Annotated in this window: 25 protein-coding genes; 10 read left to right on the top strand and 15 right to left on the bottom strand. The window is 38.7% G+C overall.

Annotation, left to right across the window (positions count from 1 at the left end; all coding sequences use genetic code 11):
* The 7 genes from alr to NT145_04110 form a co-directional block, all read left to right on the top strand.
* Window positions 1-626 (top strand): alanine racemase (alr, locus tag NT145_04080; protein MCX5781867.1); only part of this gene is annotated, 626 nt, incomplete at its 5' end.
* Between the two features lies 1 nt (window position 627).
* Window positions 628-1,425: an ABC transporter permease gene (locus NT145_04085; GenBank protein MCX5781868.1), complete on the top strand. Its 798-nt coding sequence runs from the start codon at window positions 628-630 to the stop codon at window positions 1,423-1,425.
* A 45-nt stretch (window positions 1,426-1,470) separates the two neighbouring features.
* Window positions 1,471-2,232, top strand: coding sequence for an ABC transporter ATP-binding protein (locus NT145_04090; protein MCX5781869.1), 762 nt, complete (start codon window positions 1,471-1,473; stop codon window positions 2,230-2,232).
* 118 nt (window positions 2,233-2,350) lie between these two features.
* The gene (locus NT145_04095; GenBank protein MCX5781870.1) at window positions 2,351-3,679 is read left to right on the top strand and encodes an MlaD family protein; all 1,329 of its coding nucleotides are present in this window, start codon (window positions 2,351-2,353) and stop codon (window positions 3,677-3,679) included.
* A 103-nt stretch (window positions 3,680-3,782) separates the two neighbouring features.
* The gene (gene radA, locus NT145_04100) at window positions 3,783-5,153 is read left to right on the top strand and encodes a DNA repair protein RadA (GenBank protein ID MCX5781871.1); all 1,371 of its coding nucleotides are present in this window, start codon (window positions 3,783-3,785) and stop codon (window positions 5,151-5,153) included.
* A gap of 128 nt (window positions 5,154-5,281) precedes the next feature.
* Complete coding sequence (gene aroC / locus NT145_04105; protein MCX5781872.1) at window positions 5,282-6,442, top strand: chorismate synthase; 1,161 nt, start codon at window positions 5,282-5,284, stop codon at window positions 6,440-6,442.
* 5 nt (window positions 6,443-6,447) lie between these two features.
* Window positions 6,448-6,969: a shikimate kinase gene (locus NT145_04110; GenBank protein ID MCX5781873.1), complete on the top strand. Its 522-nt coding sequence runs from the start codon at window positions 6,448-6,450 to the stop codon at window positions 6,967-6,969.
* A gap of 39 nt (window positions 6,970-7,008) precedes the next feature.
* On the opposite strand, the gene NT145_04115 is transcribed toward NT145_04110, so the two are convergent.
* The 6 genes from NT145_04115 to NT145_04140 form a co-directional block, all read right to left on the bottom strand.
* Entirely contained in the window at window positions 7,009-7,842 is an 834-nt protein-coding gene (locus tag NT145_04115) for an MBL fold metallo-hydrolase (GenBank protein MCX5781874.1), read from the bottom strand.
* A gap of 114 nt (window positions 7,843-7,956) precedes the next feature.
* A complete protein-coding gene (locus tag NT145_04120; GenBank protein ID MCX5781875.1) occupies window positions 7,957-8,409 on the bottom strand; it encodes an N-acetyltransferase in 453 nt (150 codons plus the stop codon).
* 17 nt (window positions 8,410-8,426) lie between these two features.
* A complete protein-coding gene (locus NT145_04125) occupies window positions 8,427-8,978 on the bottom strand; it encodes a 2-oxoacid:acceptor oxidoreductase family protein (protein MCX5781876.1) in 552 nt (183 codons plus the stop codon).
* A gap of 112 nt (window positions 8,979-9,090) precedes the next feature.
* Entirely contained in the window at window positions 9,091-9,825 is a 735-nt protein-coding gene (locus NT145_04130; protein MCX5781877.1) for a thiamine pyrophosphate-dependent enzyme, read from the bottom strand.
* A gap of 86 nt (window positions 9,826-9,911) precedes the next feature.
* Window positions 9,912-10,967: a 3-methyl-2-oxobutanoate dehydrogenase subunit VorB gene (locus tag NT145_04135; protein MCX5781878.1), complete on the bottom strand. Its 1,056-nt coding sequence runs from the start codon at window positions 10,965-10,967 to the stop codon at window positions 9,912-9,914.
* Between the two features lie 199 nt (window positions 10,968-11,166).
* On the bottom strand, window positions 11,167-11,370 hold the full coding sequence (locus NT145_04140; protein MCX5781879.1) for a 4Fe-4S binding protein: 204 nt from the start codon (window positions 11,368-11,370) through the stop codon (window positions 11,167-11,169).
* Window positions 11,371-11,501: 131 nt separating this feature from the next.
* Between NT145_04140 and NT145_04145 the strand changes: the two genes are divergently transcribed.
* Complete coding sequence (locus NT145_04145) at window positions 11,502-12,203, top strand: N-glycosylase/DNA lyase (GenBank protein ID MCX5781880.1); 702 nt, start codon at window positions 11,502-11,504, stop codon at window positions 12,201-12,203.
* Between the two features lie 99 nt (window positions 12,204-12,302).
* Entirely contained in the window at window positions 12,303-12,815 is a 513-nt protein-coding gene (locus NT145_04150) for a flavin reductase family protein (protein MCX5781881.1), read from the top strand.
* 45 nt (window positions 12,816-12,860) lie between these two features.
* Here NT145_04150 and NT145_04155 read toward each other — a convergent pair whose 3' ends face one another.
* The 9 genes from NT145_04155 to NT145_04195 form a co-directional block, all read right to left on the bottom strand.
* On the bottom strand, window positions 12,861-14,132 hold the full coding sequence (locus NT145_04155) for a FlgO family outer membrane protein (protein MCX5781882.1): 1,272 nt from the start codon (window positions 14,130-14,132) through the stop codon (window positions 12,861-12,863).
* Window positions 14,133-14,141: 9 nt separating this feature from the next.
* A complete protein-coding gene (gene rfaD / locus NT145_04160) occupies window positions 14,142-15,104 on the bottom strand; it encodes an ADP-glyceromanno-heptose 6-epimerase (GenBank protein MCX5781883.1) in 963 nt (320 codons plus the stop codon).
* 122 nt (window positions 15,105-15,226) lie between these two features.
* Complete coding sequence (locus tag NT145_04165; protein MCX5781884.1) at window positions 15,227-16,597, bottom strand: NAD(P)/FAD-dependent oxidoreductase; 1,371 nt, start codon at window positions 16,595-16,597, stop codon at window positions 15,227-15,229.
* Window positions 16,594-17,160, bottom strand: coding sequence for an AAA family ATPase (locus NT145_04170; protein ID MCX5781885.1), 567 nt, complete (start codon window positions 17,158-17,160; stop codon window positions 16,594-16,596). The genes NT145_04165 and NT145_04170 overlap by 4 nt, the downstream gene beginning before the upstream one ends.
* A 99-nt stretch (window positions 17,161-17,259) precedes the next feature.
* Window positions 17,260-18,174 (bottom strand): PorV/PorQ family protein, encoded by a 915-nt coding sequence (locus NT145_04175; protein MCX5781886.1) that lies wholly within the window; start codon window positions 18,172-18,174, stop codon window positions 17,260-17,262.
* A gap of 123 nt (window positions 18,175-18,297) precedes the next feature.
* On the bottom strand, window positions 18,298-20,193 hold the full coding sequence (locus NT145_04180) for an SBBP repeat-containing protein (protein ID MCX5781887.1): 1,896 nt from the start codon (window positions 20,191-20,193) through the stop codon (window positions 18,298-18,300).
* Between the two features lie 65 nt (window positions 20,194-20,258).
* Complete coding sequence (locus NT145_04185; protein ID MCX5781888.1) at window positions 20,259-21,623, bottom strand: PorV/PorQ family protein; 1,365 nt, start codon at window positions 21,621-21,623, stop codon at window positions 20,259-20,261.
* Between the two features lie 121 nt (window positions 21,624-21,744).
* Window positions 21,745-22,245 carry a nitroreductase family protein gene (locus tag NT145_04190; GenBank protein ID MCX5781889.1) on the bottom strand — a complete coding sequence of 167 codons (501 nt, stop codon included), beginning with the start codon at window positions 22,243-22,245 and terminating at the stop codon, window positions 21,745-21,747.
* 342 nt (window positions 22,246-22,587) lie between these two features.
* Window positions 22,588-23,667, bottom strand: coding sequence for a nitronate monooxygenase family protein (locus NT145_04195; protein ID MCX5781890.1), 1,080 nt, complete (start codon window positions 23,665-23,667; stop codon window positions 22,588-22,590).
* Between the two features lie 151 nt (window positions 23,668-23,818).
* Between NT145_04195 and NT145_04200 the strand changes: the two genes are divergently transcribed.
* The coding region (locus tag NT145_04200; protein MCX5781891.1) for a peptidylprolyl isomerase at window positions 23,819-24,622 on the top strand (804 nt) is incomplete at its 3' end.

Consider the following 24,622-nt stretch of genomic DNA (forward strand, 5'->3'; position numbering starts at 1 on the left):
ATACTCATTTCTCGTCCGCAGGTTCTGATCCGGATTTCACTAGATACCAGCTGAAAGAATTTCTGGATTTAACAGATTACGCAAAAAAACTTAAACTTAAATTTATCGCGCACACGGCAAATTCGGATGCAATATTCCTTCATACTGAAAGCCATCTTGATATGGTGAGGCCGGGTATAAGCCTTTACGGCCTTTGGCCATATGAAGTGAATAGCACAAATATTAAACTTGATCCGGTTTTAAGCTGGAAAACAAAGATTGTTTTCTTAAAAAAGATCAGCGAAGGGACTAGTATAAGTTACGGAAAAACATTTACCGTAAAAAGACCGTCTGTTATAGCAACGCTTCCGGTTGGGTATGCTGACGGATACAACAGACTTTTGTCTAACAAAGGCGCAGTGCTTGTCCGGGGAAAAAGATGCCCGGTTTTGGGCCGGGTCACAATGGATATGATTATGGTTGACGTAACCGGACTTGAAAAAGCCGAAATCGGGGACGAAGCTGTTTTAATCGGCCGTCAGGGCGAAGATCAGATAACAGCAAGAGAAATAGCGGAATTAGTTGGGACAATTAACTATGAAATAGTTTGTTCAATAAGTTATAGAGTTCCGAGGATTTTGGTATAGCATGGAAGATATAAAAAAATTGGTTCATATATTTGGCGAGAAAGTTATAGCGATTTCTACCTCTCTTGGAGAAATGACTATATTGTTATTCCAGATATTATCTTGGATTTCAAGAGGTGTTATAGATCCGAGAAACACTATTCAGCAGATGACCGAGATAGGCGTAAGATCTTTCCCCGTTATCGGCTTGACCTCAATTTTTACCGGGATGGTTCTTGCGCTTCAAACAGCCGCTTCTTCAAGCAGTATTTTTAACGAACCCTTGTACATAGGCACCATAGTGGGATATTCTTTGGTTAAAGAGCTCGGGCCAGTATTGACCGCAATCGTTGTTTCAGGCAGGGTCGGGGCGGCAATAGCGGCTGAACTTGGAACCATGAAAGTTACGGAACAATTGGACGCTCTTTATACGCTTGGAACAAATCCGGTAAGATATCTTGCCGTCCCGCGTTTTTTGGCATGCATGCTGACGGTTCCAATTCTGACTATTCTTGCAAATGTAATAGGCATAGTGGGAGGATTATTAATTACAGTTTATCAATATCATGTTCCGTCTTCAGTTTATTTAAACGATATTTTTGACTATATGAAAACTGACAGTCTTTTTCATGGGCTGATAAAATCCTTTTTCTTTGCGGGGATAATCGTTATTGTTTCATGTTTCAAAGGATTTAATTGCGAAGGCGGAGCGGAAGGCGTTGGCAAGGCAACGACAAGCGCGGTTATGATATCAATGGTTTCAATTTTGATTTCGGACTACTTTTTGTCGGCAATATTGGTTGCGTTTGATATAGGATGAAGATAGTAGACAGGTATTAGTAGATAGTAGATAGGGAAAAAGACGATGATTGAGGTTAAAGACGTTTATAAATCATTCAAAAGCAACAAGGTTCTTCGCGGAGTAAATTTATCTATTAAGGATGCCGAAACAATTACTATAATGGGCGGTTCCGGGCAGGGAAAAAGCGTTTTGATAAAAAACATTATGGGGCTGATGAAGCCTGACAAAGGCGAGATTTATGTTGACGGCCAGGAAATTACAAAACTTAAGGAACAAGACCTTCTTGAGATACAGAAGAAATTCGGATATTTGTTCCAAGGCGGGGCGCTGTTTGACTCTTTGACGGTTGAGGAGAATGTCGGGTTCGGACTAAAACATCTGACTGATATGAGTGATGAAGAAATTCATGAGCAAGTCATAGCCAGTTTAGCAATGGTTGGTTTAAAAGGCGTGGGAAATTTAAAGCCGGCTGAACTTTCCGGCGGAATGAAAAAAAGGGTAGGCCTTGCACGGGCAATAACGCATAAGCCGGAATATATTCTCTATGATGAGCCCACAACCGGCTTAGACCCGATTATGGCCGACGTGATAAACGATTTGATTATTCATTTGCAAAAGACAATAGGCGTTACTTCCATAGTAGTTACGCATGACATGAAGTCAGCTTATAAGGTGTCAAACCGTATTGCGATGCTTTACGAAGGCAAAATTATAGGTATTGGGAAGCCGGACGAAATTAAAAATACTAAAGATCCTGTTATACATCAGTTTGTAGAAGGATTAAGTCACGGGCCGATTCCGGTTGATATTGCAAAAGCATTCTAGAGTCAACGGCTTTCAGCTGTCATAAAAATAAGCCTGAACAGTTAATTGAAAGCCTGTAAAACTTGCTCAAATTACATTTAATAAATATAATATAACATCTGACACTAAAGGATATACTATGACCAACGAAGCTAAATTAGGCGGTTTTGTTTTAATCGGGATTGTTGCGCTAATCGTTTCAATAATGCTTTTGGGCGATTTCCAGTTCCAGAGCAAATATTATTTAAATATTATGTTCCACGATATTGCCGGGCTTCCTTCAAAATCGCGGGTAAAGATTGCAGGTGTTGAAGTGGGCGGGGTAAAAAAAATTGCGCTGGAAGGGAATAAAGCAAAAGTAACCGTGTGGCTCTCCAAAAGCATAAGAGTGCACAAGGATGCAGTTGCGCGAATTGTTTCAACCGGAATAATAGGTTCAAAGTATCTTGAGCTTACCATGGGAAATGAAGAACTTCCGCTGCTGAAAGACGGCGATGTTGTAACTGGGATAGATCCTGTTTCTATGGATAAAGTTATTAACGATTTAATGGAACAGTTAGACGCATTTGTGGCACCGTTTAAAGGAAAAGGAATGAAAAATATCGGCGAAAATCTTTCCGTTACCCTTGAAAACCTGAAAAAAGTTTCTGATACTTTAAAAAATACAATTGCCGGCCAGGAAGACAGGATAAACAATATTGTTCGAAATGTTGACAATTTTACGAAGGATTTAGCTGAAATAACCGCTGAAAATAAAGAAAATATAAGAATAGCGATTGAAGAAGTAAGGAATGTGTCGCAAAAATTAAATACGATATTAGTTAAAGTCCAGAAAGGCGAAGGAACTATAGGCAAGCTCTTAAGCGACGAAGAAATGGGAGAAAATCTTAAACAAACGGTTCAGGAAATAAAAGAAACTGCCGAGCAGGCGAAAGCAGTGGTTAAAAGACTCAATGTTATTCACACTGATTGGGACTATATGGTGCGTTATGACGCTAACCAGAACATTACCCGTCATGATTTCGGTTTGCGAATATCTCCGAAACCTGATAAGTTTTATTTCTTAGGCGTTTCAAATGTCGGCGATAGCAAAGACAGTACTGATACTATTGAAGAGCAAAACACGTTTAATTTCCTTTTGGGAAAAAAGTATGACATGGCTGAATTGTATGTGGGCGCGATACGCTCAAAAGCCGGTTTTGGCATGAAAATAAAACCTCTATGGAAATGGGAACCTTGGCGGCGCCTGGAGGTTACTGCGGATGTTTATCATTTATCTAGGAAAACTCCTGTTACTAAAGCAAACATAAATACGGGCTTAAGAGTGCAACTTGCTAAATGGCTTTATGTAGGAAGCCAGGTGGAAGACATATATTACCAGTCAGATATAAACACCTACGCTAATGTCGTTATTCGTGACGATGATATAGCCTATATACTCGGACTCGTTGGCCTTGCCCGGCCCTAAAACCACAGTGGTAAGGGATAAGCGGTAAGTCATAAGTTGACTGCAAAATCTTTTTCAAAGTCATTAACTTAATTCTTGCCACTTACCACTTATAACTACCATTATGAGATCTTCAAAAATCAAAACCATATTCAGGTGCCAGGAATGCGGCTATGCTTCCCCGAAATGGATGGGAAAATGTTCTGACTGCGGAAAATGGAATACGTTTGTAGAAGAAAAAGAAATAACAAAAAAATCCTTCCTTAATCAAAGGCAGCTCACCGGTTTTTCTTCGGAAGTAATTCCTTTAAAAGATGTCTCGGTAGAAAATTTTAGTTGCATTAAAACAGATATCGGCGAGTTTGACCGTATGCTTGGAGGAGGGCTTGTGCCAGGCTCAGTTCTATTGCTTGGAGGGCCTCCGGGCATAGGTAAATCTACTTTGATGCTTCAGGTTTCAAGCACTCTTTCAAAATCAAAAACCGTGCTCTATGTTTCAGGGGAGGAATCGCTTTCACAGGTTAAGTTGCGTGCTGAAAGGCTTAAAATAAAAGACGGGGAACTTTTTTTAGTTTCAGAAACAAATCTTGAAAATATCATAGGAGCTATAGATAAAATTAATCCTCAGGTTGTAGTTATAGATTCTATACAGACAACCTATAGGGATGATCTTTCCGGCGCGCCCGGTTCAGTCGGCCAGGTAAGGGAATGCGCGGCAGACCTTTTAAGAATTTCTAAATCAAAAAATATTATTATGTTTCTTTTGGGGCATGTAACTAAAGAAGGAGATATTGCCGGGCCCAGGGTTTTGGAACATATAGTTGATACCGTCCTTTATTTTGAAACTGAAAGGCAGCAGATTTATAGGATTTTAAGGGCGAATAAAAACCGTTTCGGGCCTACCAGCGAGATAGGAATATTTGAAATGAAAAGCGACGGCCTTTGGGAAGTAACGAACCCTTCCAAAATATTTCTGGGCGAACGTTCAACTGATATTCCGGGCAACGTGATTGTTTCAACAATTGAAGGCACAAGGCCTTTGCTTTTGGAAGTGCAGGCTTTAGTTGCCAGAACCAATTTTGGTTTTCCGAAAAGAATGGTCACCGGCTATGATACAAACAAGGTCACTCTTTTAATAGCTGTCTTGGAAAAAAGGGTCGGGCTTCACCTTGAAACTCAGGATGTGTTTGTTAACGTTGTGGGCGGCGTAAAGATTAAGGAAACAGGGGTAGATTTGGGAATAGCCTGCGCGATAGCTTCGGGAAACGGAAATTATGTATGCCCATCAAAAACCATAATTCTGGGCGAGGTTGGTTTGGCCGGCGAGGTACGTTCAATAAGCCAGCTTGATGAACGGCTTATGGAAGCGGAAAAGCTGGGATTTGAAAAAGCGATTGTCCCAAAAAGTAATTTAAAAGGGTTTACATATAAAGGAAAATTGAAGATATTTGGCGTTGAAAGCGTGCAGCAGGCAATTGAGATAATAAAGACTTAACTGCGTTTACGTGTTCACGAGTTCATTAGTTCACGAGGTAATTTCAAAAACCAGCAAATTTAGTTTAAAAGTCATTAATTCGTGAACTAGTCAACACATGAACTAGTGAACTGTCTTATGGAGGTTTTATGATTCGGTATGTAACAGCAGGTGAATCTCACGGAAGACAATTAACGGTAATAATTGAAGGCATTCCCGCAGGGCTAAAACTAAATCCTGAAGATATCAACAGGGACCTTGCTCGGCGTCAAATGGGTTTTGGCAGAGGCCAGAGGATGGCTATTGAAAAAGATTCGGTTGAATTTATGGGAGGAGTAAGGCTCGGGGAGACAATAGGATCGCCGATTTGTATGGTTGTAAAAAACCGCGATTGGGAAAACTGGAAGGACCTTATGTCAAGCGGATCGTCACTAGCCGATCCAAAACAGTTTCTTTTAAAACCGCGTCCAGGCCATGCAGATCTGGCGGGAATAATGAAATATAGTCGTAAAGATATTCGCGATGTGCTTGAAAGAGCTTCAGCCCGAGAAACCGCTGCCCGGGTTTGCGCCGGAGCGGTATGCAAAAAATTAATTAACGAGTTCGGGATCGCAGTTATTTCCTACACCTCAGAAATAAGCGGTATTAAAGCAGATGTAAAGAACCTTGATTTCAAAAAAATTATTATATTTTCCGAAAAATCGGATATTCGCACGCCCGATCCTAAAGCGGAAAAGAAAATGGTAGATATTATTTCAAAGGCGGCGTCTAAGGGAGATACTGTCGGCGGTGTTTTTACTATAATTGCTCGCAAGGTTCCTGTAGGGCTCGGCAGTTATACCCAGTGGGATTTGCGCCTAGACGGAAATATGGCAAGAAGCCTAATGTCAATACAGGCAATAAAAGCGGTTGAATTTGGACTGGGATATAATTACAGTTCAGTTCCGGGATCTAAAGCTCATGACGAAATCTTTTATTCAAAAGCGAAAGGATTTTACAGAAATACGAATAACGCGGGCGGAATTGAGGGCGGGGTAAGTAACGGCGAGGATATAGTAGTAAGCTGCGTAATGAAACCGATACCTTCTTTAGTCAAGCCGCTTCGTTCCGTAAATATTCAAACTAAAAGATCGGATACAGCGGAGGCAGTAAGAAGCGATGTCTGCGCGGTTCCTGCGGCAGGCGTTGTAGGGGAAGCGGCGGTAGCATTTGAACTTGCAAAAGCTCTGAAAGAAAAATTCGGGGGCGATTCGCTCGTAGAAATAAAATCAAACATTAATGCATATTTAGAAAACTTAAAAAGGTTTTAATTTAAATGAACATAGTTTTAACTGGTTTTATGGGGACCGGAAAATCTGAAGTCGGGAAACTGCTTGCTGAAAAATTAGGGAGGCAGTTTTTTGATATAGATGAAATAATTGAAAAAGAAACAAGAATGAAGATCAGCTCAATTTTCAAAAATAAAGGGGAACCTTATTTTCGTGATCTTGAAACCAAAACAATAAAATTGGTAAGCCTGCAAAATGAAGCTGTTATTGCCTGCGGCGGCGGGGCAGTATTGCGGACTGAAAACATGTATGAACTTGAAAAAACCGGCATAATTGTTTGCTTGACGGCTACCCCAGAAAAGATCTTTGAACGAGTAAAAAATGAAAAACACAGGCCGCTTCTTAAAGAAAAAAACCTTTTATTGAATATAAAAGAAATACTTCAAAAACGCGAAGAGCATTATAAGAGATGTTTTGTTTCAGTTGATACAACAAATTCTTCTCCTGCCGAAGTAGCACGAACAATCCTAGATAATCCTCAAATAAAAAAAAGACTGAATTATAAATGAAGATCTTATTTAAATTCAGTCTTTTTATTAATCCAACCTTTAAAGAATTATTTCCTGTTTTTCCTTTGCGGCGGACACGTTAAATTTGTAGTTTGTTTTTTTGCCGAGTTTCTTAAATTTTGATTCTATTTTTCTGAGCCCTTTATCAGTCCTATTCGGATCGTGGTGAAAAAAAACAAGATTTTTTGCTTTTGATAATTTTGCAAGAGCAAACGCCTGTTCAAAGGTTGAATGCCCCCAGTTTTTTGTTTTTTTGTATTCCTTGTCCGTAAATTGTGCGTCAAGAACAAGATAGTCAGCGCCGTAACAAAATTCCACAAATTTATCTTTTGATGTAAGCTGCTTATCAGCGTAAAGCTCATTGTCCGTTATAAAAACAAATGACTTTTCATTTTCTTCTATTTTTATTCCCATCGTGTAAGCGGGATGGTTAGCTCTAATAAAACTCATTCTATGACTATGATTGCCTAAATTTACCTGCCTTGTATCCAGAAAGCTGATTTCTGCTTTAAGGTCTCCAAAACGCACCGGGAAATATTCGTAAGACATTTGGTTAGTAAGTATAGTTTTAAAATGTTCATATGAGTCGGTGTGGCCAAAAACATTGATTCTAGTTTTTGAGGTATAAGCCGGCAGGAAAAACGGGAAACCGTGAATATGGTCCCAATGGGAGTGAGTAATAAAGATATCTAAATCGCGTTTTTTCTCCTTGACTAATTTTTTGCCAAGATTAATGATCCCGGTTCCGGAGTCAATAATAATTGTTCTATCTCCGATGGTTACTTCAACACAGGTTGTATTTCCTCCGTATCTAAACATCTTTTTATCAGGAACTGGTATTGAACCTCGTGTGCCCCAAAACTTAATTTTCATGGCACCTCCTAAAATCGCGACCAGTTACCAGGGACCAGATACCGGCAGAATCTTTTTTATGCTTTTTTCTTCGTCTTTACTGGTAACAGGTTGCAGGTTACTAATAGCGTTTTTCTATAACTTCTTTGCCAAAGGCACTTCGCCGCAATCAGGGAAAAGGTGGCATTTCACGCATTCTCCCCAAATTTTATGCGGCAGCTCGTCTCTTTTGATTTTTTTATAGCCTTGTTTCAAAAAGAAAGAAGGCTTAAACGTTAAAGCAAAAATCTTTTTTATTCCCAGTTCTTTTGCTCTTTTCTCAAGCGTTACCACAAGCTTGGAGCCTATACCTTTTTTTTGATAGTTCTGCGCAATAGCTAAAGCTTTTATTTCAGCAAGATCTTCCCAAGAAACATGCAAGGCTCCACAGCCGACAATTTTGCCTTTATCTTCGCAAATTGCAAATTCCTGTATGTTTTCGTACATGTCGTTAAGAGGCCTATGCAGCATTTCCTTCTTGTTCGCATAGTATTCAACCAATGCGTGCATTTGTTTTACATCTGACATTTTTGCCGATCTAATTTTCATTTTTCGATCCTTTTTTCCTATTTTATGTAATTGTAACCCATCTCCAGCGCTTTTTGATTTAAAGAAATCATCTTAGGTTTATCGGCTAAAACAGTTTCGCAAGCCTTTTTTGCGCTTGATAACGGCATAATATTGCTTGCCTTAAGATATGCGCCGAGCGCAACGATGTTTGCGACACGCACATCTTTCAATTCTTTGTCAGCTATTTCAGTGGCGGGAATAGAAACAATGTTTTTGCCTTTTGGAATGTCCTTAACCAAAGAAGAGTTTATAATTATTAAAGCATTCTCTTTTGCTTTAGGGAAAAATTTCTTGAACGATTGTTCATTCAAAGCTATCAGAATATCGGGATTAACGATTATGGGGGAGCCTATTTCTTCATTGGAGACTATTACAGAAGAATTTGCCGTGCCTCCTCTTATCTCAGCGCCGTAAGAAGGAAACCACGTCGTTTTTTTGTTTTCTTCTAAAGCAGTTTGCGATAAAAGGGTTCCGGCAAAAAGCACGCCCTGGCCGCCGTAACCTGCAATGATTATTTCAGTTTGTTTATTTTCTTTAATTGAATTCATGATTTTGTTTTGTTGTTTATTGAACTAGATCCCCGATTATCCGCCGTGGCGGAGGGATGACTCTTTGAGTTACTTACCCCTTACCACTTACCCCTTTATCCCTGTTTTCAAATTATTTATCTTTAAAAACTCCCAAAGGGAATGTTTTTACAAAGGTTTCTTCTACCCATTTTATAGAATCCTTCGGCGTCATTCCCCAGTCAACGGGACATTGCGACAAAACTTCTACTAAAGAAAAACCTTTCCCGTCAATTTGTTTTTGAAAAGCTTTCTTTATAGCTTTTTTCGCTTTTATTATGTTGGCAGGGTTATATACCGCAACTCTTTCAAGATAACTTACTCCTTCAAGTGATGACAAAAGCTCGCATACCTTCATCGGGTAGCCGTCCCTTTTAGGATCTCTCCCGAACGGGGTTGTAGCGGTCTTTTGACCAATTAATGTAGTTGGAGCCATTTGACCGCCGGTCATACCGTAAGTAGCGTTATTGACAAAAATTATTGTGATATTTTCACCGCGGTTTGCGGCATGTATAGTTTCTGCCGTTCCAATAGCTGCCAGATCGCCGTCACCCTGATAAGAAAAAACTATTCTGTCGGGCAAAACCCTTTTTATACCTGTTGCAACCGCGGGAGGCCTGCCGTGCGGCGCTTCTGTAACGTCAAAATTGAAGTAATCATATGCAAAAACCGCGCAACCGACCGGAGCTACGGCAATTGTTTTTTCTCTGACTCCCAATTCATCAATTACTTCAGCAACAAGCCTATGAATAATGCCATGGCCGCAACCGGGACAATAAAGATGCGGATTATCTTTTAACGCTTCTGGTTTAGTTAATATTTTATTCATCTTTTTTATTAACTACGTGTAAAAGTTTAGAAAGTTATGAAAGTTTAAAGCATTTAACTTTTACACCTTTACACTTTCTAAACCTTCTAAACGCCTTTTATCGTTTTGATTTTATCAAATACTTCCTTTTCGTTTACAGCCGAACCTCCGGGACGGCCCAAAAACTCAACGTCACTTTTACCGCATACCGCAAGCTGTACGTCTTCAACCATTTGCCCGAGGTTCATTTCAACAACCAAAAAATTCTTGCAAGTTTTAGCATATTTGGCTACTATTTCAGAAGGAAACGGCCAAAGGGTAACGGGGCGTATAAGCCCTGCTTTTATGCCCTCTTTTCTTGCCTTTTTCATTGCAGTTTTTGCGACTCGGGCCGATATACCGAAAGCTACAATAATTATTTCTGCGTCTTCAACTTCATAAGTTTCGTATCTAACCTCATTTTTTGTTATTTCATCAAATTTTTTCTTCAATTTAAGATTATGTTTTTCAAGCGCGCCTTCATCCATCAAAAGGGAACGAATAAACCTTGGCTCGCGGCCCTTGCACCCCTGCAATGTCCAGTCTTTAGGGTAAGAAGTCTTTTTTTCCTTGACTTCCGCAATTTCTACCGGTTCCATCATCTGTCCTATGATTCCATCCGAAAGAATTAAAACCGGATTTCTATATTTTTCAGCCAAATCAAACGAGGCGTAAGCGAAATTATACATTTCCTGAACCGAGTAAGGGGCTAAAACTATCATCCTGTAATCTCCGTGGCCGCCCCCTTTTGTAGACTGGAAATAATCACCTTGAGAGCCGGCAATGTTCCCAAGCCCGGGCCCGCCTCTTTGAATATTTGCTATTACGCAGGGAAGCTCACAACCTGCAAGATAGGATATGCCTTCCTGTTTTAGTGATATTCCTGGGGAAGAAGACGAAGTCATAGCACGTGTTCCTGTTACGGCAGAACCTAAAACCATATTTATCGCGGCAAGTTCGGATTCAGACTGCAAAAAAACCCGTCCCAGTTCAACCATCCTTTTTGACATGTGGGCAGGAACCTCGTTTTGGGGGGTAATCGGATAGCCGAAATATGCCATACAGCCCGCAGCAATGGCTCCTTCGCACAAAGCAATGTTTCCTTTCATCAATACTTTTTTCATAAATTGCCACCGGCGACCAGCCAACAGTTACAAGTAAAAACAAATTCAAAAGCTAAAGCTTGCTACCTTGCAGGTATCTTTAGCTTTGTTTTTGTTTAACTTTCAACCTTATAACTTTTAAAAACTTTTAACGCCTTTGCTGTTTCTTATCTTCCCATCTTCTCAACTTCTCGCGTTCTCTTCCGATTTTAGCTGATAGCTATTTATATACATCAATACAGACATCCGGACAAATTTGATAACAGAATCCGCATCCCGTGCACTCTTTTTCTTTCACGAATTTGGCATAATGATAGCCAACTTTATTAAAAGTGTTTGACATCTCTATGCAATTTTTAGGGCATACGCCGACACAAAGCGTACAGCCTTTGCACCTATCTAGTCTTATTTCAATTTTCGGCATAAAACACATTTTATAATTTTTCCGACAAAAAAAGCAAATTCGTATACTCCTGAATAGCCTTCTTTTTAGTGTGAAATAGGCTTTTAAATTATTTTGTTGACTTTTAATATTCTTTACTATATAATTTTGTTATGAAAAATCAATTAAAAGTTTATGAAAGACTTTTCTGTAATACCCCAGATATTGAACCAATAAACTCAAGGAAATTGCGATTATTTTGGATGAAGGTTAAGAATAAAATTGAAAATCGCTTGAACGAGTTTAAGAAAATTTGGTCCGGAGGCAGCGAAGAAGATATATTTGCAGAACTTGTCTTTTGTCTTTTCACTCCCCAATCAAAAGCAGTATCTTGCGGGGAAGCAGTAAGGATACTTTCCAATAAAGGGTTGTTGATAAAAGGGGATAGCAAAAATATTTCAAAAGAAATTAACATTGTTCGTTTCAGAAACAATAAAGCAAAATATTTGGTTGAGGCCAGAAATAAATTTTATTTAAACAGTAAATTGAAAATAAAAGAGAAAATATCAAGCTTTTTGGACGTTTTTGAATTAAGAGATTGGCTTGTTGAAAATATAAAAGGTTTGGGTTTTAAAGAAGCGAGCCATTTTTTGAGAAACGTAGGTTTTGGGAAAGATTTTGCTATTTTAGACCGGCATATTTTGAAAAATATTAAAAGGTTGAATGTAATAAATTCAATTCCCAAAACAATTTCAAAAAAAACTTACCTTAAGATAGAAGAAAAGATGAAAAAGTTTGCCAAAAAAGTTGAAATACCTTTAGATCATTTAGACCTGCTTTTCTGGTCTATGGAAACAGGAGAAATATTTAAATAATGCAGTGGTAAGTTAACTTCAAAAACTTTTAAGCCCGTATCTTTTTCTTTAAACTTATCCCTTACCACTTACCCCTTAGCACTTATTTTGGGAGGCAGTATGAATTTGAATGCTTTGAGTAAAATCAGTTACGGTATGTTTGTAATATCTTCCAAAAAAAACAATAAATTTAACGGTCAGATTGCCAATACTGTTTTTCAGGTTAGCGCCCAACCGCCGATGATAGCGATAAGCATTAACAAACAAAATCTTACACATAAATATATATCTGAAAGCAAAGTTTTTACTGCCGCTGTTTTGTCGGAGGAAACGCCGATGAAATATATTGGGCTTTTTGGTTTTAAATCAGGTATAAATACAGATAAGTTTAAAGAATGTGAATCTAAAATTGGCGTTACCGGAGCGCGTATTGCTACGGATTATGCGGTTGCTTACTTTGAAGCAGAAGTTGTCGGCAGTCTTGATGCGCAAACACATACTATTTTTACGGGGAAAATTGTTGCTTCAGAAATTATTTCAGAAAAAGAACCGATGACATACGCCTATTACCATAAGATAAAAGGAGGGCTTAGCCCGAAAACCGCGCCGACATATATCGTTAACCAGCAATAGCCAGGAAAATTATTTTTTTCAAAGAAGCGTTCAGTGCTGTCTCAATCATTTCATCTTAAACGAAACCCCCAACATTGTAAAACTATTTTTCGCTGCAATGGTATCGCTGTCCCCGGATACATAATTTCTTGAAAAATTGATGTTATTAGTCATAGTCCTGGATTCAAGGAATGCTCCTATATCGTTATTGAACTGAAACCTTATGCCTATGGGGATGTTAATTCCTACCCCCAGGTCGGTCTCGCTGAATCCAGTGCCGTATACGCCGTTTTGAAAGCCCTTTATATACGACGATGAAACGGAGTTAATTGAAAGCCCGAGGCCAAAACCGATATAAGGTTGAACAATTTTACCAGGGTATCTTACCATAAGGTCGAAATCGAACAAAAAAGTAGTTATTTTTAAATAGTCACTCACACTTAAATTAAAATCTGATGCGGCCCCTCCGTTAAAAGACGCTTTAGTGATCTGGGTTGCCAATTGTGACGAATAATACATCAAGTCGAAAGCTCCGCCCACATAACCCTTTTCACTGAAAAAAGAAGCCCTGATCCCGATAGGATTTGACATATCAAACGTTGAATTAGTGAGGGTGAACTTGGTAAATGAAGCCGGACAGGCGCTGTTAAGATTAAAGTCATTTCTTGAAAAACCGCGGCTGTTTTGAAAAGTAACATCGCCTTTTCCGCCTGCGGATATGGCAAGGAACAAATCGAGGTAAGAATCCATCTTAATTTTTCTTGCCGGCTGGACCTGTTGAATAGGCTGTACTTCTTCCTGATAAGCTTGTTGCTGAGGCGCTGACGGCTGAACCGCTTGATTGCTTAACCAGTCTTTCTCAATTTTGGATGAAGAAACATTCAAAATTTCTGCAGTCTCTGTCCGTATGAGTTTTGCATTTACTTCAACCATTCCTCCTGCAATATTGGTAAGGGTTCCTGTAATTATGGCTTCAACGCCGAGCACTTTACCGATTTTTTTTGCGGTTTCAGGGTCTACCGCGCCGGATGTCTGAAGCTTTTGTTCGGATAAAACTTTTTCAAGATTTTGCCTGTCTATAACCAGGAATTTTTTTAATTTTACTATCTTGTTGGTCAACCTTTCCGAAACAACGGTTCCGCCGCCGTCGTCTTTTTCGGTTTTATCTGCATAGCTGAAAGGGACAAGCGCGATTTTCGGCGATTTCAGTTGGCTTGCTGATTCCGACAGCTCTTTAGCCATCTCATCATAAGCTGAATCCTGGGCAGAAAGTTTTAAAGAAATTCCAAGCAAGAAAAAACAAACAACAAAAAGTTTCAGAATTTTTAATTTAAACATTTTTCCTCCTCAAAGGTAGGATTTATTTATTAAGTAACTTGAGTAGTCTTTTACTGAATCTTCTAACGAACTGAATTTAATGTTGCAGCCCGCTGATCTTAAGTTATCCATTTTTGCCTGCGTCAAATACTGGTATTTTGGGCGGATATTTTCAGGCATATCAAAATATTCAATTTTTGTTTCTTTTCCTAAGGCTTTAAACAAAGCTTTTGCTACATCGTTCCAGCTTCTTGCCACGCCGGTTCCAAGATTAAATATTCCGGTTTTTTTAAAATATTTAAAAAAATACCACATCGCTTCTATCGCATCTTTTACATAGATGAAGTCTCTTTTTTGCTCTCCGTCTTTATAGTCGCTTCTATATGATTTAAATAGCCGCATAGGCTGGCCGTTTTTAACATCATCAAATTTTTTGCATATTACGCTTCTCATGTCTTCTTTATGATACTCATTAGGGCCGAAAACATTGAAAAATTTCAAACCTGTCGCTTTTGAAACAAGATTGTTGTTCAAAAGCCAAAGATCAAAAAGCTGTTTTGAAAAACCGTATAAATTTAATGGACGCAGCCTGTAAGTATTTTCATCGGTGTCGTCATAGCCAAATTCTCCGGCTCCATATGTGGCCGCGGAAGACGCATACATGAAAGGGGTGTTATTATTGAAACACCAGAGAGCCAGTTTTTTTGAATATTCAAAATTATTTTCTATAAGGTAATTTGCGTCTGTTTCGGTTGTTGAACTGCATGCTCCCATATGGACAACGAAGGAAGGTTTGGGGATCTTCTTTTCTTCAACGAGCTTCAGAAATCTGTCTTTTTGAATATAATCCTTAAATTTCTTTCCTAAAAGATTAGGCCATTTATCTTTTTCGCCCAGAAAGTCAACTATTATTACATCATCAATATTTTCTTTGTTCAGCTTCCAAAGGAAACAACTGCCTATAAAACCGGCTCCGCCGGTCAGTACTATCATAATAAAAATCTCCTTAAACTGTTTGGAGAGTATATAACATAAAGGCCGTATTTGTCAAGAAGTTTTAAGAAGGCAAAACCCAATATTTTTAGATAGAAAACCTTCTAAACTTTTAAACGTTTCTAGCTTTTTGACGCTCCTTTTGCGGCAAGATATCCCGTAGAGAAAGCTTCCTGGAGGTTATATCCTCCCGTTATACCGTCAATGTCTATTATTTCACCGCAAAAAAATAATCCCTTAACTTTTTTAGATTCCATAGTATAAGGATTTATCTCATTTAATGAAATTCCGCCCCTGGTTATAATTGCTTCATCAAAACCGCGAGCTTTTGTGATTTCCAGCCTGAAATCTGTAAGAAGGTTTTGTATTCTTTCTCTTTCTTCGCGGGTTATTTGGTGAACAGGCTTTTTTTCTGGTATTTCGCAAAGATCTATAAATAATTCGGCTAATTTTTCAGGAAGAAGGGATTTTAAAACATTATAAAGATGCTTATTGCTTGACGATTCAAATTCTCTTAATAATCGTTTAGTTAAAATTTCTCTGCTTAATGCGGGCTTAAAGTTTATTGAAATATGAACTTTTCTGCCTTTTTTTAATTCTTCAACGATGGTACCGCTTAAAGTTAAGATAACGGGTCCCGAAATACCAAAGTGGGTAAAAAGCATCTCCCCAAATTCAGACGAAATTTCTTTTTTTTCCGAAAATGCCTTAACTAAAACGTTTTTTAAAGATAAGCCCTGAAGTTTTTTCACGAAAGATTCTTTTGTTTCCAAGGGGACTAAGGCAGGCGTTATCTCGGTGATAGAATGCCCGAATTCTTTAGCGAAAGAGTATCCGTCGCCTGTTGAACCGGTCAAAGGATAGGAACAGCCTCCCGTAGCAATAATGACCTTTTTTGATTCAAAGATATTATTACTTGCCCCGTTAGAGAAGGCTGCCGGCTCCTGTCGACAGTTCGGAGTCATGTAGTTAGCTGACAGTGTAAAGCTGCCATCTTTATTCGTGAAGCGCCCGTTACCCGCCCGTCGGCTGGGCAGGTCTCTAACGGGGTAAACTTTTATTTTAAAAATATCGCCGTCTTTTGTGATAGTCCCAACGCTTGAGTTGAGCGATATTTCGCATTGGTTTTCATGAAGATATTTTTTTAAAGCGCTGACTATATCCTGAGATTTGTCGCTTAGTGGAAAAATCCTTCCGCCGCGTTCAAGTTTTGTTTTTACTCCCAAATGATGAAAAAAATTTATCAGGTGTTCGTTTGAAAACTCGCTTAATGCCCGATAAAGGAATCTGCCGTTTTTTCCGTAACTTGAAATAAAACTATTTGTGTCGCCGCTGTTTGTTATATTGCATCTTCCTTTTCCGGTAATCAGAAGTTTTTTGCCGAGGCGTTCGTTTTTTTCAATCAGGAGGGTCTTTAATCCCAGAAGTGATGCGGTTCCTGCGCTCATCATTCCTGAAGCGCCGCCGCCTATAACGATGACATCATATATCATTGGAGGGGTTTTTCCTTGTTAAGTCTTTGAAGAAGAGAATCAATTTTTGTGTAGAGTTCTTTTAAGCCGTTGGTATCGTTAATGAAGTTTATTTGTGCGAGTTCCCTGCATTTTTGAAGCTGCTGGCCTGAACCTTTGTCATTAGATTCTCTTTTTTCCATTTCAATGAATTTTTCAAAAGTTTCAGGGTCGCCCGGGCGGTTCCTTTTTTTCATCCTCTCAAATCTGGTATTGGCCGGGGCATCAACATTGATAAGCGTAAAATCATCTCTGGTTTTTAAGGTCTCAATCTCAGCAGGATGCCTGATTGAAGTGATTATATAATTTCTGTTCTCAGGGATTTCTTTTAAAACCATTTTTGCGAGAATTCCGTTTCCTTCTTTTTCCCTTAGCTCGGTTCCTATTCTAATAAGATTTTCTCTTGATGTCTCAATATTATTTGATTTCAGTATTTTTCTTAATTCATCCGAAAGCGACAAGTGAAAGAATTTTTTTTTGCTGACCAGATATTCTGCTACCGTATCCTTGCCCGAACAATAAGACCCAGTAAGTCCGATTATCATTGCTTGCTCCGTACAATTTACAATTTGGGGACACAATACTTAATTCAATAATTATCAAAGTCAACAAGGATTAATTAAGTATTGTGTCCCCAAATTATTTTAAAATCTTATTGATAAACCTAGTTTATGGATTGTCCCGAAATCTCCGAAAGGAACAAAAGCATAATCAAAAGTATACTCGTGGAAAGTATATCCAAGGCCGGCCGTAATACCTTTTAGTCCGGGTAAATCTTTTGTTTTTGTGTTATATCCTGCCCTTACTGAAATAAAGACGTCGTCATCCGTTTCGTGTTTGTATTCAACACCGGAACATACATTAATTTCGTTATCAACCGGAGAATTTATATCTAAAGCAATAAGCCATTCAGAACTAAAACGAAAACCGCATCCTAACCTGAAATTCAGCGGCAAGTTTTCCTCATCTTCAACATATTTAAGTTTTGTTCCGATATTTTGGGCAACAATAGCGATTGGGAAATTGTTTTCGGTTAAATTAAATCTGGTTCCAAAATCAAAAGCATAGGCAGTAGCGGTGTTTTCAATTTTTGATGAAATGTATTTTGCATTAAGCCCCAGACATATTCCTAAAAGTTCCTTTGCATAGGATAGATTAACTGCAAGGTCGCTGGGATCAAATTCGGAAATCTGAGTTCCAAAGGCATCAATTTTTTTAATGCTTCCGTATGAAAAATACTGGGCTCCTATACCGAGGGTCCCGAAATTTGTGTTTATGGCAAATGATGCCCAGTCGTAGTACATGTTGTCAAACCAAATGGAATGCATCAAAGAAAGCGATCTTTTCTCCATTTTTGCAAGTCCCGCAGGATTCCAATATATTGCGGTTGAATCTTCGGCTATTGCAGAAAAAGCGTCTCCCATAGCAGAGGCTCTTGCGCCGGCTCCCAGCTTAAGGAATTGGGCTCCGGATGTGCCTACATCATTTTTGCTGAAAGATGCGAAACATAAATTTGTTATGAAAAAAGCGCTCAAAAACGCAATAAGAATTTTTTTCATTTACTCCTCCAAAAACTAGTTATCAAAGTTTCATATAATTTCCGCTTTTACGCCAAATTTATTTCGGGGTCATATTTTGAGATCCTGAAATAAATTCAGGATGATTCCGCTTAATCAGCGGAATCATTTTTCAATGGCAATTCTCGTTTTCTTTGTGCCTGAAGGGCTATCCGCAAACATCAAATATATTCCGCTTGAAACGTAATCTCCGTTTTCATTTTTTCCATCCCAGGTTGCTATTGTATCCGGGCCGGCGTCAATAGTTTTAACAAGTTCTCCTGCAAACGTGTAAATCTTTACCGTTGAGTTGTTAGGTAAATTTTCTATCTGCATTAACACGGCGCTTTTTTTAGGATTATACGGGCTAGGATAAGATTTTATAGGGATTGTCCCTAAACCGGAAGAATTCTGCGCAAGGGCAAAAAGAGAAAAATGGGTAGTTTTTGCGGAAACTTTATTTTGGTCCGGATATGGGATTGAATTAAAAGGTATCCAAGAGTTGCTGTATGTATCAAAGTATGCTATGCATAGTTTGTTTTCATCAAGGCCGGCAACATCCGAATCGGTATAATTAATGGTAATCGTTATTTCTTTTAAAGGCTGGATATTGAGACTTTTTGTGACAATCAATCCAATACTTGTTAAATTGACATTTCCGTTTGGTCCCGAAGGAATAGTCGCTGCGTCAAGCGAAATGTACAACTGCTGGGCAAATGTTCCCGCCAGAATATCTAATATCATATTGCCTGAAACAGTGCTTAAAGTGGGGGAAGACGCGGCTGCCGGATTTATTAATACGGTTAAAGTATTTTTTTCTTTGTATTTTAGGGTTAAAAAACTATTATCAGTTCCGCCCGAAACCAAGATGTTGCTTGAAGAATCAAAAATAACGTCGTAAGCAATAGTATCTTTGCCGGGATTATTGTAAAGTATTTTTGACAGATAATTTAGGCCGTTGTCATATTTCAACGTGCAAAAACTGTAATTTGTTCCGTCGCTGGATCCCCCTGTCAAATAAATATTTCCCGTTATAGAAGATATCGCTAAAGAATAAGCGGCATCATTGTTGTTTGCAGAGCTGTTAAATCTTGCTTTATAAGCGTTAGAAAAATTCATCGTAGAATCAGTATATTTAAAAATAAAAAAGTCCAAACCGCTTATTTTTGAAGTTCCGGCAATAGTGATCAAATCATTTGAATCTACCGATATAGCAACCGCTTTTTCTTCGGTTGAACCGTTTTCAAGATTGGAAGTTGATGATCTTTGGAATACCAGATTATTATCATATTTAATTGTGCAGCATCTGGACTTTCCGCCCGAATCAGTTATGTATCCCGTTACTATTACGTTTTGCTGGCTGTCACAACAAATTGCTCTTGCATAGTCGTTATTGCCTATTGCGCCCGCATCGGTTGCGCAGGATGATATTACGACCGAAAGACCAGAGCTGTATTTTATCGTGAAATAGTCATATGCCGTGCCGGCGCCCTGATAACTTGATCCGGTTATAAAGATGTTGCTTGACGAATCCAATGCAACGCCGTAAGCTGAGTCGTCATTTCCGCTGTCATAGACCGCCGAAGAAAGCAAAACTAAGTTGTTATCATACCTGAAAGTGACGTAATCAAAGTCTGTTCCGTTATATTGAGTTCCGGCTATTATTACATTTCCCGAATTATTGACTGCAATGTTTGAAGCCCAAAGGCTTCTGCCTCCCGGCCCGGCAAAAGTGGCTGATGAAACCAAAACAAAATTGCTGCTGTATTTTAGCACAAGAAGTTGTTTTACTGCGGCATTGTCTTTAAAACCTGCAATGAATATGTTTCCGGAACTATCTTTTGCAATTGAGGTTTTTTTGTAGTCGTCTCCCGAAGAGCCAAGTCCGGTTGAGGGGGCGTTAAACTGCGCTGAAGAATCCAATGAAAATTCAGCTTTTGCGGCAGAACAAAAGACTGTTGTTAATAATGTTATAAACAGACAATATTTCAAACATATAAAAAGAAGTCTAAAAGATTTCATATTTTGTTAAACCTCCAAATACATATCCGACAGGCATAATTATACAATTTTTAAAAAAAGTTTTCCTATAGTTTTAGTTTTTTGCTTATTTTTTTACAGCAGTTTTGTATGTCGTCAATAGAGCTGGCTTTTTCATATATAGTCTTAACTATTCGCGATTCTTGAACGTCAATTAATTGAACAGTCAAAAAGTAATATCCGACACTATATTTAATGTTTCCTATAAGGACATAGCCGGTATTGAAACGTCGGCCGATTTGGACTCCCTTCTGTTCTTCAACCATACCCTTAAATTGGGATTCATTTTTCTTTTGCTCGGCATCCTCAATATCTTTTACATCAAAAAAATTGCTTTCAAAAATTTCATTTTTAAGCGAAAACGTAGCGAATTTAATAAGCTGAGCGGTAACATCTTCGCCCTTAAGTTCGGTGATTACAATTGTTTTTCTAATTTTGTTAACGACCTTTTCTTTTTCGTGCGGGGGCTCTTTAGCATAGTCTTCATAGTTTTTCCCGAATTTTATGGAAAAACTGAACTTATGGGCGGTACCCATATCTCCCAAAGGAACAAAAGCATAATCAAAAATATATCCGCCGTAGTCAACGCCCAACCCAAACGTGAAATTTGTAAAACCGGGAATATTTTGTGTTCTTGGATTATATCCTGCCCTTGCTGACAATCGGGCATCGTTCGTTATTTCAGTCGTATATTCGCTGCCTAAACAAAAGAAAGGATCATTGTCTATGGCGGAATTTAGATCCAGCGCTAAAAGCCATTCATCGTTTACTTTGTATGAACAGCCGGCCTTAATGCTGAACGGCAGGGCTTCTTCAGTCTCCTCAAATTTCATTGTTGTTCCGAAATTTTGAACGCACAAACCCAGCGCGAATTTGTCTTCATAACCTAACAATATTTTCGCGCCCGCATCAAAAGCGTAAGCGGTTGCCGTTTGTTCTATTCTTGATGAAATATATTTAATCGTTGTTCCCAAAAGCACGCCCGAAAAATTCTTGCCGTACGATAAGCTTAACGCCAAATCGCTCGGGGTAAAGTCAGAAATTTCTGTTCCGGTACTGTCGGTTTTTTTTATGGCTCCGTAAGAAAGGTATTGAACAGCTCCGCCAAAAGTTCCGAATTTTGTGGGCCCTGCAAAAGATATCCAGTCGTAACTTATATTTTCAAACCATAAGGCGTGCATAAAAGAAAAAGAAGTTCCTTGGATCCTTGAAAGTCCGGCAGGATTCCAGAAAATCGCGGTGGAATCATCGGCAACGGAACAAAACGCATCGCCAAGACCTGCGGATCGCGCTCCTGCTCCAAGCTTTAAAAATGAGGCTGTCGTTGTCCCGGCATCGCTTTTTGAAAACGCCCCGAAGGAACTATCGGTTAGAAAAAGTATTATGGCAGCTAAAAATAACAGTTTCTTCATTTTTATTGAAAAACGGTGTTAAGAAATTAAGGTTTTAGAAGATTATAAAAATCTTAATTGCAGGCATTTAACTTTATAACTTTCTTAACTTTCATAACTTTTAACGCTGTAAGCAATTGCGTTACCAGCCGTTATAGTGGATTCTTTCTGCATTATATCTTTTTTGATAAGGTTTTTCTTCTTGAGGATAACCTAAAGCAACGATGGAAAAGGGGACAATATTTTCCGGCAGCCAAAGGAGTTTTTTTAGTCCTTCAACTCTATCCTGCCTGGGATAAACCCCAAGCCAACAAGATCCAAGCCCTTTTGTCTGGGCAGCTAATAGGATATTCTCAGTCGCAGCGGAACAATCCTGTACCCAAAATCCTTTAAGTTTTTCAAGTTTCAAATCGCAGCATATAGCTATCGCGAGCGGGGCTTCTTTAAGCATCTGAGCTCGCGAGTGTATTTCAGTAATTTTTTCTAATAAACTTTTTGAATTTATTACAATTAAATGCCAGGGAGCCTCGCCGCCGGCAGAAGGCGCGCTTTGCGCAGCTTCGAGCAGGTATTCAATAATTTCCTGAGGCACTTTTTTCAGAGCGTATTTTCTAATGCTTCTTCTCAAAAGAATAGGATCCATAATCTTCTCCTCTTTTTTGTTGGACAAAAATCTTATAAAATTTCTGCTTATAATAAATGGAGCCAAAATAAAAGTCAGCCCAAGAAAGGAAAGCCAGAAAAAATCTTTTACAAAAAGAGCATAAAAACCAAGAAAAATTCCGCAGATAATAAGGGGGTAATCCTTTTTAGTTATTCCGATGAAAAAGTAGATTATTCCTAAGAAAGCAAGACAGGTAAGAAAGATTAGGTTAGTTAGACTCATAAAATTAAAGCGCTCTATTGTTCCATTGTTCTATTGTTCGATTGCTCAAAGGCTTCAATGAGCTAACGAACAAGAGAGCAAAAGAGCAAAAGAACGCCGTTAGTAGTTTGCTTCTGCTTCTGTTACTAGTTCTCGTATCAGTTCTTTAACGGGAACAATTTTATTTATTCGGTAAGCATTGGCTCCGCAGAATACAAAACCGTCTTTCAAGTTTCCGTTCGCGGCATTAACTAGTGCGTCGCCTATGCAATAAGGCGATTTGTCCGGTATGCAGGGTTTTATGCATTGGTAACGGCATTCAAATTTTATTTCGCCTCTTTTTGCTTTTTCCAGGAACTCGTTTTTTATTGCTCTCCCGAGCATGCCAAGAGGACTGTTTATTATGCAGATGTCTTCTTTTTTGGCTTTAATATAAGCATTTTTAAACTCCTGCGAAACGTCGCATTCATTTGTGCACACAAACCTTGTGGCCATCTGAACCCCCGAAGCGCCAAGTTTCAAAAATTTTGCTATATCTTTGCCGTCATATATTCCGCCCGCGGCTATAACTGGAATCTTTTTGCCCGATTCTTTTTCAAATTTTTTTGCCACATTAATTACATCAACGACTATATCTTCAAGTTTCGGTGTTTTAGTTTCATCAGAAAGCTCTTCCAATGAAAACCCAAGATGGCCCCCGGCCAGCGCTCCCTCAACCACTATGGCGTCCGGGGCATGATTATATTTTCTTATCCAGTTTCGACATATTATATCTGCAGTACGGCCGGAAGAAACAATGGGGGCAACTTTAGTTTTGGTTCCTTTTACTAGTTTTGGCAGATTTAAAGGCAGTCCGCCGCCAGAAAATATTATATCAATTCCTTCTTTTGCTGCTGCAGTACTTAATTCTGCATAATTTGTAAGCCCCGCCATCACATTTATGGCAATTATTCCCTTTGTCATGGACCTGGCTTTTCTGATTTGGGCAATAAGCTCCTTTGTGTCCGCATTTTTAAACTCGTCCATTTTCATATGGCTTTTTGTTCCACCTATCAAAGCGGCAGCAATAGTGCCGATAGCGCCCTCATTAGCAACAGTGGCTGCTAGGTTTGCCAAAGAAATTCTAACACCCATACCACCCTGTATTATTGGCGGGTTTGCCCTTAAATCTCCGATTTTTAAGTCAGGAAGTTTGCTCATTTATCAGCCTTTATGTTAAAAAATTAGAATCAAACGAGCAGATTATAGCATTAATTTAGAAATAGAGCAAATAAGGAGAATTTTCTTGCATTGACTTATAAATTAAAATTTGTTAGGATGCTCTAACATTAATGAAGGAGAATATAATTACATGAAAAAGACCATATGTTTTGGATTGTTTCTTTTGTTTTGTTTTCAGGGCTGCAGCAAGAAAAATGAGGTCATAGCAAAAATAGGCGACGATAAAATTACAGCTAAAATACTAGAGGAACGGATGCGGGAAGCGCCGGCCAGTTATATGGGCTTTTTGAGCACTGAAGCCGGGAAAAAGCAGTTTTTGGATCTTTTAGTACGCGAAAGGGTTGTTCTTGAAGCTGCCAGAAAGGAAGGCGTTAAAAAGTCAAAGGAATATATTGATGCCTTAAATGATTTTAAAAAAGACCAGATAAGACGTTTAAAAGATTTTGAAGAAAGCCTTTTAATGGAATTCTATGTAAAGAAACTTAATTCTAAAAGGATAGTTCCTTCAGATCAGGAAGTGGAAAAGTATTATGCCGAAAATAAAAAAGATTTTACCCGTCCGGTTGAAATAACAGCAAAGCATATACTTCTTAATACTGTTGAAGAAGCAAAAAAGGTTTTAGAAAGGATAAAAAGCGGCGAGGATTTCTCCAAGCTGGCTAGAGAATTGTCAAAAGATTCGGTTTCGGCAGGAAAGGGAGGGCTCATAGGACCTTTTAAAAAAGGGGATTTAGTTCCAGAGTTTGAAAAAGCGGTTTTTCCGTTAAAAATCAATGAAGTTTCGGATGTAATTAAAACCCAGTTTGGATATCATATCATAAAAAAAGTCAGCGAAAAGACTTTGACCGCCATGTCCAGCCAAAACGCAAAAAAATACATCCGTAATATACTCCAAAAAGTAAAATTTGACGCATGGCTTGAAGAAGCAAAGAAA

This window comes from Elusimicrobiota bacterium (assembly GCA_026388075.1).
GTDB lineage: Bacteria > Elusimicrobiota > Endomicrobiia > Endomicrobiales > JAPLKN01 > JAPLKN01.